Genomic DNA, 7,791 nt, shown 5'->3' with positions numbered 1-7,791 from the left:
CCGTCTCGTGGGCTCGGAGATGTGTATAAGAGACGGGTCATGCGGGTCTCCGGTGGCGTTACAAATATGGTTATAAGCGGTATGGAGGTATGCTACGTGACAAAACCAGTACAGTGCCAGTACACTTCGACACATAATTTCTCATACTGTGACGGTAAAATGACCAATACACGTACGCGCACTTCACTTTTGGGCGCCGCCGCGTCGGCCGCGGCGGAGGCGGTGGCCGATGCGCTGGCGGCGGCCGAGGCGCGTTCCGTGGCCAAGGCGGCCGCGGCGCCGGGGCCGGCCGTGACGTCGGTGGCCGTCGCGCCACCGAAGGCTGCGAAGACGGGGCCCATGCTGGGATTGCTGTCGCGCGAGTCCGGCGAGACGCTGATCGACCAGATCGTGCGCTCGGTGGCGGCGCGCATCGACGACCGCCTGCTGCGCGGCGGCGCGCGCATGCCGTCGATCCGGGCGTTCGCGGCGGCGCACGGGGTGTCGGCGTTCACGGTGGTGGCGTCCTACGACAAGCTGGTGGCCTCGGGCCATCTGGAATCGCGCCGGGGCGCCGGTTTCTTCGTGCGCGAGCCGGCGGCGCTGGAGCTGGAGCTGGCGCAGCGGCGGCCGGGCGGGCGGCGCCGGGCCGGGGAGAGCGAGCGCGAACGCGAGCGCCTGGGCGTCAAGCCTATCGATGTGGTCTGGCTGGTGCGGAATATGTTCCGCCAGATGCCGCACGGGCAGACCCCCGGCACCGGCGTGCTGCCGCCGGACTGGCTGGACGGCGCCGCCATCGCCAACGCGCTGCGTTCGGTCAGCCGGCAGAACGCCAATCTGCTGGTGAGCTACGGCGTGCCGCAGGGCTTCCTGCCGCTGCGCCAGCAGCTGCAGCTGAAGTTCGCCGAGCTGGAGATCGCGGCGGCGCCGGAGCAGATCGTCACCACGGCCGGCGTGACGCAGGCGCTGGACCTGGTGGCGCGCGAGTTCACGCGGCCGGGCGACACCATCTTCGTCGACGATCCGGCCTGGTTCCTGATGTTCGGCTCCTTCGCGGCGCTGGGCGCCAAGGTGGTGGGCATTCCGCGCCTGGGCGACGGCCCGGACATCGCCCAGCTGGCCGAATTGGCGGCGCTGCACAAGCCCAAGCTGTACATCATCAATTCGGTGCTGCACAACCCGAGTTCGACCTCGCTGTCGGCGGCCAAGGCCTTCCAGGTGCTGCGGCTGGCGGAGGAGCACGACTTCATCATCGTCGAGGACGACATCTATTGCGACCTGCATCCGGGCAGCGCGGTGCAGCCGGCCACGCGGCTGGCGGCGCTGGACCAGCTGCAGCGGGTGGTCTACCTGGGTGGATTCTCGAAGACGATGGCGGCCAATCTGCGGGTCGGCTTCATCGCGGCGTCGGCCGAACGGGCCGAGCGCCTGGCCGACCGCAAGATGCTGACCATGCTCACCACCAGCGATATCGGCGAACGGGTGGTGTACAAGGTGCTGTCGGAGGGCTCGTTCCGCAAGCATACGGACCGGGTGCGCGCGCGGCTCGATGCGATCCGCGCCAAGACCATACGCCAGATGGAGCGGGTGGGGCTGAAGGTGGACGTGGCGCCGCCGGCCGGCATGTTCGTGTGGGCCGACGCCGGCTGCGACACCAATGTGCTGACCGAGCGGGCGATGGCGCACAACCTGCTGCTGGCGCCGGGCAGCCTGTTCTCGCCCAAGCAGCTGCCGTCGACCCGCATGCGGCTGAACGTGGCGGCGATGCAGGAGCCGGCGGTGTGGCGTTTCTTCGAACGGGAGTTGGGCAAATGAGGGGCCGCTCTTGAAAACCCTCTTATAATCCCCACTTTCGTCAAACCCTTGCATCAACCACAAGACTATTGAGGCTTTTAAAATGGCAGACAACGACAAGCAAACCCTGGGCTTTCAGGCCGAAGTGAAACAGCTGCTGCAGCTGATGATCCACTCGCTGTACTCGAATAAAGAGATTTTCCTGCGCGAGCTGATTTCGAACGCGTCCGACGCGTCCGACAAGCTGCGTTTCGAGGCGATCAACAACGATGCCCTGTACGGCAACGACCATGAACTGAAGATCAAGGTGGCCTTCGACAAGGCTGCGCGCACTATCACGATCTCCGACAACGGCGTCGGCATGAGCCGCGACGAGGCGATCTCGCACCTGGGCACCATCGCCAAATCGGGCACCAAGGAATTCTTCGGCAAGCTGTCGGGCGACCAGCAGCAGGACGCGGCCCTGATCGGCCAGTTCGGCGTGGGCTTCTACTCGGGCTTTATCGTGGCCGACAAGATCACCGTCGAAACCCGCCGCGCCGGCGCCCCCGCCTCCGAAGGCGTGCGCTGGGAATCCGAAGGCCAGGGCGACTACTCGGTCGAGCAGATCGAGAAGCCGGGCCGCGGCACCGACATCATCCTGCACCTGCGCGAGGGCGAGGACGAGCTGCTGTCGTCGTGGAAGATCAAGTCCATCATCCGCAAGTACTCGGACCATATCTCGCTGCCTATCGTGATGGCGAAAGAGGAGTGGGACGAGGAGAAGAAGGAAACCGTCGTCAAGGACGAACTGGAAACCGTGAACCAGGCCAGCGCGCTGTGGGCCCGCAACAAGGCCGACATCACGCCGGAGCAGTACGAGGAATTCTACAAGCACGTGTCGCACGACTTCCAGGCGCCGCTGACGCATACGCACAACCGCGTCGAAGGCCGCAGCGAGTACACGCAGTTGCTGTACATTCCGGCCAAGGCGCCGTTCGACCTGTGGGACCGCAACAAGCGCGGCGGCATCAAGCTGTACGTCAAGCGCGTGTTCATCATGGACGATGCCGAGCAGCTGATGCCGGCCTATCTGCGCATGGTCAAGGGCGTGATCGATTCGGCCGACCTGCCGCTGAACGTGTCGCGCGAGATCCTGCAGGAGTCGCGCGATGTGAAGGTGATACGCGACGGTTCGACCAAGCGTGTGATCGGCATGCTGGAAGAGCTGGCGAACGCGGACGAGCAGGAGAAGAAGGACAAGTATGTCACCTTCTGGAAGGAATTCGGCCAGGTGCTGAAAGAGGGCGTGGGCGAGGACGCGGCCAACAAGGACCGTCTGGCCAAGCTGCTGCGCTTCGCGTCGACCGCGAACGACAACGACGAGCAGAATGTCTCGCTGGAGCAGTATGTCGCGCGCCTGAAGGAAGGCCAGGACAAGATCTACTACGTCACGGCCGATAACTATGTCGCCGCCAAGAACTCGCCGCACCTGGAGATCTTCCGCAAGAAGGGCGTGGAAGTGCTGCTGCTGACCGACCGCGTGGACGAGTGGATGCTGTCCTTCCTGACCGAGTTCGAAGGCAAGGAGCTGGTGTCGGTGGCCAAAGGCGGCCTGGATCTGGGCGCGCTGGAAGACGAGGCCGAGAAGAAGGAACACGAGGAGACCGAGACTTCGTACAAGGATTTGGTCGGCAAGATGAAGGAAGCCTTGTCGGACAAGGCCAAGGATGTGCGCGTGACGTTCCGTCTGACCGATTCGCCGGCTTGCCTGGTGGCGGATGAGCATGAGCTGTCGGGCAACCTGCTGCGCATGTTGAAGGCGGCCGGCCAGAGCGCGCCGGAGTCCAAGCCCATCCTGGAGATCAACCCTAACCACCCGCTGGTGACGCGCCTGAAATACGAGGAAGCGGGCAACGCCTTCAGCGACTGGGCCAACATCCTGTTCGACCAGGCGCTGCTGGCCGAGGGCGGCTCGCTGAGCGATCCGGCGACCTTCGTCAAGCGCCTGAATGAAATGCTGCTGAGCGGCGCAAGCAAGTAATCGGCAAATAAGCTGGCAAGACCCGTCCCGGGAGTTGTGCTATGTTGAGGTTTCACTGGCTCAGCTTCCGGGATATTCATGAATAAGATCGTGCTGGCGCTGACTGGCGCCTTCGTTTTATCCGCACAGGCCGTCCTGGCCCAGAATACGCTGCCGGCATCGACGCCGGGCGTGGCGGCTTCCCCGATGTATCCCGCATTGCCGAGCGAGACGCCCGATGAGTTCAAGGCGCCGGTCGATGGCTATGACTATGTCAAGCGCTCAGTGATGGTGCCTATGCGCGACGGCGTCAAGCTCAATACCGTGGTCATCGTGCCGCGCAAGGCGCGCAATGCGCCCATCTTGCTGACGCGCACGCCGTACAGTGCGGCCGAGCTGACCAGCCATAACGAGAGCTCGCAGATGGAGTCCATTCTGCAGGGCTATGACAATGCGGCCGATGTCGTCGTCGAGGGCGGCTATATCCGCGTGGTGCAGGATGTGCGCGGCAAGTACGGCTCCGAGGGCGATTATGTGATGAACCGGGCGCTCAGTGGCAGCGCGCTCAATCCGACGCCGGTTGACCATTCCACCGATACCTGGGACACCATAGCCTGGCTGGTCAAGAATATTCCCGAGACGAATGGCAAGGTCGGCATCATCGGCATTTCCTATGATGGCTTTTTGCCGTTGATGGCGCTGGTGAATCCGCATCCGGCGCTGAAGGCGGCGGTGCCGATGAATCCCATGGTCGATGGCTGGCGCGGCGACGACTGGTTCCACAACGGTGCGTTCCGGCAGGTCAATCTGTCCTATGTGCTGGAGCAGGTGGTGACGCGGCGCAATGAGGCCAAGTGGTACACCAGCCATTACGACGATTACGATATGTTCATCCGCGCCGGTTCGGTGGGCGAGCTGGCCCGCCAGCGCGGGTTGGAGCAGAGCGGTTTCTGGCGCAAGATCGTTGCGCATCCGAGCTATGACGCGTTCTGGCGCGGGCAGGCGATGGACCGTATCCTGGCGGCGCAGCCGGTGACGGTGCCGACCTTGCTGGTGCACAGCCTGTGGGATGCCGAGGATATTTATGGCGCCATCGCGGTGTACAAGGCGATCAAACCGCGCGATCAGGATGGCAAGGTGTTCCTGGCGATGGGGCCGTGGAACCATGGCGGGGCCATCGGCGATGGCAGCCGCTTGGGCGCGCTGCGCTTCAACAGCGATACGGCGCTGCATTTCCGGCAGGAGATACTGCGGCCTTTCCTGGATCGCTATCTGAAAGATGATGCGCCGCCGGCGCAGATTGCGCCGGTGTCGGCGTTCGAGACGGGCAGCAACAAGTGGCATTCGCTCAATAGTTGGCCTAGCGGCTGCGTCAGCGGCTGTGCGATCGCGCCGGCCACGCTGAAGCTGGCGGCCAACTCGCGGCTGAACTTGACGAATGCGGCGTCGCGGCCGGCCTCGGCGCCGGCGCAGCGGGCGGCGTTCGATGAGTATGTGTCCGATCCGGCCAAGCCCGTACCTTATCGCGCGCGGCCCATCGCGCCTTACGGTTATGACGAGGCCAAGGGCCAGACCTGGCCGCGCTGGCTGGTCGACGACCAGCGCGAGGCGTCGGGGCGCACCGATGTGCTCACCTATACGACCGATGTGTTGACGGCGCCGGTGAAGATAGCCGGCGAGCCGGTCGCGCATCTGCTGGCCTCGACCAGTGGCACCGACGCTGACTGGGTCGTCAAGCTGATCGATGTTTATCCGGACCAGGTGGCGGCGCAGCCGGAGATGGGCGGCTACCAGCTGATGGTGGCGGGCGATATCTTCCGTGGCCGTTATCGCGAAAGCCTGGAGACGGCCAGGCCGATCCCGGCCAACACGGCCTTGCCGTACAGCTTCGCGCTGCCTACCGCGCACCACGTATTCCTGCCGGGGCATCGCATCATGGTGCAGGTGCAGTCGAGCTGGTTCCCGCTGTACGACCGCAACCCGCAGACCTTTGTGCCCAATATTTTCTACGCCCAGCCGGCCGACTACAGGAAGGCGACCCAGCGTGTCTACCACGACAGTTATATCGAGCTGCCGCTGGTTGGCGCGACCCGCTAAGCAGTCATCAAGCCGGGGTCTTGCGGCGGCGCGCCATCAGCAGCACGGCCGGCACGCCCAGGCCCAGCATGCCGAACATGGCGGGTTCGGGCACTGGCGCGGCCGTCAGGAAGCCGCGGATTTCGCCGCTTGGGTAGAGACTGCTGTGGATGTTGAGATAAGCTTCGCCGCTGGCCAGGCCGGCGGCGAAGGCGGACTCGGCGCCTGCCGTGGTGCCCCCATGGCTGCTGAGGAAAATCGGGTTCCAGCTGGCCGCCAGCGCCGTGTTGTAGGTATTGGTGTAGGCGCCGTTCGTCACGCCCATGGGAAAGCCGCCGAAGGTGGGCGTTTCCGTCGCGATGCCGGCGGTGCCCGCGTGCGGCGAGGTGGTGCAGCAGTGGATGTGCGAGGCGGTCGTGGGCCCGAGCAGGCCGCTGAAGGCGACGTCCACCTCCAGCACGTGGGTGGCGGGGTCGAACCTGACGACCGCCGCGCCGATGGCGGGCGAGGTGTTGGGCGGCGATTCCTGCGGGCCGGTGAGGATGGCGGTGTAGTTGGTGGCGCTGGCTGTCATGGCAGTCAGCAGCAGGGCGGCGGCCGCCGCGCAGTTGCGGATACGCTGGTTCATCTTGCTTCCCTCCTTGTTCTTGATGACAGTTAGAGGGCGCTCAGGCGCGCAAGTTCCGTCAGCGGGACAGTTTTGCGCAAAAATCCTGCAGCAATTGTTCGCCTTCGGGCCAGGGGCCGTAGCCGGCGTCGCCATTGATGTGGCCGGCATTGCCGATCTCGACGTAGCCGCTGCCCCAGGCTTGCGCGAACTGGCGGGCGCGTTGCGGGCTGACGTACTGGTCGTCGCTGCTGGCGATCACCAGGCTGGGGAAGGGCAGGCGTTGCAGCAGCATGGGCTGGAAGCCCGTGGTGCAGTCGGGGTAGCTGGGGGCGTCGGTGTCGCTGGGGGCGACCAGGAAGGCGCCGGCGATTTTCAATTGCGAGCCGGAGGCGGCCCAGCGGCCGACCAGCGAGCAGCTCAGGCTGTGCGCGGCCAGCACCGGCGGGCGCTTGCATTGCGCGATGGCGGCTTCCAGTTCGGCCACCCATTCGGTGCTGTCGGGCGTCTCCCAGTCGCGGTGCGGGACGCGGACCCAGTGCGGGTACTTGCGCTCCCATTGCGATTGCCAGTGGGCGGGGCCGGAGTTCCACAGGCCGGCCAGGGTCAGTACTTCGTCATCCATGCGGTTTCCTTGCTGGGTAAGAGGGTGCTTATCTTACTTCGGCTGGGGGCGCTTGTTTTGCTGGCGGCGGCAGTTTGCGCAAGCATGGACAAATGGCTTCAATCGAATGCGACGTCCTCCAGGCGGAAGCGGTATTTCCTGCGTTCGGGCTCGGTCCAGCCTTGGCCGGGAGTGGTGTCGCGGGGTGCCGGTTGTGCGGCGGACATAGGCGCGGCGCTGGATGAAGCTGCCGGCGTCGCGGCAGCTGCCGCAGCCGCGGTCGGGGTCGCAGGAGCTACAGGGGTGGCCGCGGCGCGGGCCAGTTCGCGGCGGCGCGCGTCGGCGATTTTCCAGTTCTTTTCGCCGGGCATGCGGATGGAGATGTCTTGCCACGCGTTGCGTACGCTTTCGGCGTAGCCGCCGGCGAATTGGTTGGGCGAGATGGCGCGGCCTTTGTACATGATGTGATCGCCTTCGACGATGGCGTATTCATGGTCGCCACGGTAGGCCATGCGCAGCCATGTGCCTTCGGGCAGGAACAGCGTTTTCCATTGGTAGCCGCGCGGTGCGGCTGGCGGTGCGCCGCTCGGAGCTGCCAGCCATAGCCGGATCGCGGCGTCGACGGCTTCGGCCGGATCGATGGCGCTGCCGGTTTCACGCAGCCGCTCCATCAACGCGAGCAGGGTGGTGGGGGAGACCTGCACGCTCATTGTGGCAAACATACTTTTC

Annotated in this window: 6 protein-coding genes; 3 read left to right on the top strand and 3 right to left on the bottom strand. The window is 65.0% G+C overall.

The window, feature by feature from the left end:
• Positions 1 to 159: 159 nt before the first annotated feature.
• From DUGA2_RS30075 to DUGA2_RS30065, 3 genes are all read left to right on the top strand, one after another.
• Positions 160 to 1,794 carry a PLP-dependent aminotransferase family protein gene (locus tag DUGA2_RS30075; RefSeq protein ID WP_141753428.1) on the top strand — a complete coding sequence of 545 codons (1,635 nt, stop codon included), beginning with the start codon at positions 160 to 162 and terminating at the stop codon, positions 1,792 to 1,794.
• 82 nt (positions 1,795 to 1,876) lie between these two features.
• Positions 1,877 to 3,796 carry a molecular chaperone HtpG gene (htpG, locus tag DUGA2_RS30070; protein WP_070273007.1) on the top strand — a complete coding sequence of 640 codons (1,920 nt, stop codon included), beginning with the start codon at positions 1,877 to 1,879 and terminating at the stop codon, positions 3,794 to 3,796.
• Between the two features lie 78 nt (positions 3,797 to 3,874).
• Positions 3,875 to 5,872, top strand: coding sequence for a CocE/NonD family hydrolase (locus DUGA2_RS30065; RefSeq protein WP_070273006.1), 1,998 nt, complete (start codon positions 3,875 to 3,877; stop codon positions 5,870 to 5,872).
• A 7-nt stretch (positions 5,873 to 5,879) separates the two neighbouring features.
• On the opposite strand, the gene DUGA2_RS30060 is transcribed toward DUGA2_RS30065, so the two are convergent.
• The 3 genes from DUGA2_RS30060 to DUGA2_RS30050 all read right to left on the bottom strand — a co-directional run bounded on the left by DUGA2_RS30060 (position 5,880) and on the right by DUGA2_RS30050 (position 7,784).
• Positions 5,880 to 6,479 carry a CHRD domain-containing protein gene (locus DUGA2_RS30060; RefSeq protein ID WP_070273005.1) on the bottom strand — a complete coding sequence of 200 codons (600 nt, stop codon included), beginning with the start codon at positions 6,477 to 6,479 and terminating at the stop codon, positions 5,880 to 5,882.
• A 58-nt stretch (positions 6,480 to 6,537) separates the two neighbouring features.
• Positions 6,538 to 7,083 carry an alpha/beta hydrolase gene (locus DUGA2_RS30055; RefSeq protein WP_070273004.1) on the bottom strand — a complete coding sequence of 182 codons (546 nt, stop codon included), beginning with the start codon at positions 7,081 to 7,083 and terminating at the stop codon, positions 6,538 to 6,540.
• A gap of 98 nt (positions 7,084 to 7,181) precedes the next feature.
• Positions 7,182 to 7,784: a hypothetical protein gene (locus DUGA2_RS30050; RefSeq protein WP_070273003.1), complete on the bottom strand. Its 603-nt coding sequence runs from the start codon at positions 7,782 to 7,784 to the stop codon at positions 7,182 to 7,184.
• Between the last annotated feature and the right edge of the window lie 7 nt (positions 7,785 to 7,791).

The organism is Duganella sp. HH101, assembly GCF_001758795.1.
Lineage (GTDB): Bacteria > Pseudomonadota > Gammaproteobacteria > Burkholderiales > Burkholderiaceae_D > Rugamonas > Rugamonas rivuli.
Note: the sequence above shows the minus strand (reverse complement) of the source record. Positions and strands in the feature narration are given on the sequence as shown.